Source organism: Halorubrum sp. SS7, from assembly GCF_005435055.1.
Taxonomy (GTDB): domain Archaea; phylum Halobacteriota; class Halobacteria; order Halobacteriales; family Haloferacaceae; genus Halorubrum; species Halorubrum salinarum.
Window position 1 is genome coordinate 1 of sequence record NZ_SGXV01000409.1, and the last position, 363, is coordinate 363.

General features: G+C 61.4%; 1 pseudogene. It reads right to left on the minus strand.

The features are described from left to right. Positions 1–298 (minus strand): annotated as a pseudogene (locus EXE44_RS18590) (hypothetical protein); the annotation flags it as partial. Positions 299–363 lie beyond the last annotated feature (65 nt).

Consider the following 363-nt stretch of genomic DNA (forward strand, 5'->3'; position numbering starts at 1 on the left):
GGTCGGACTCGTAGTCGATGAAGCCGCTGGCGGCCAGCTTCGGGAGGTGCGACTGGTGAAGCGCCGTGTACACTCGCTTGCGCTGCTTGTACGTCACTTCGGGGATCTCGACGCCGTTCTCCCACGCCGCCAGCTGCTCCGCGATGTCGCGGACGCGCGCCTCGCTGCCGTTGGTGTTCAGGTACTCGATCACGTTCCGCCGCCGCGCGTTGCTCAGCGCCGTGAACACCTCGTCGCGCGACGGACCGTCCTCATCGGCGGGCGAGGGCACCTCCGATCCGATGAGTTGTGATGTCATGGCTCGCCCATGTGGGTTGAGAGCATATTGATTAGACACAACATATAATTTTCTATTAATGAGTC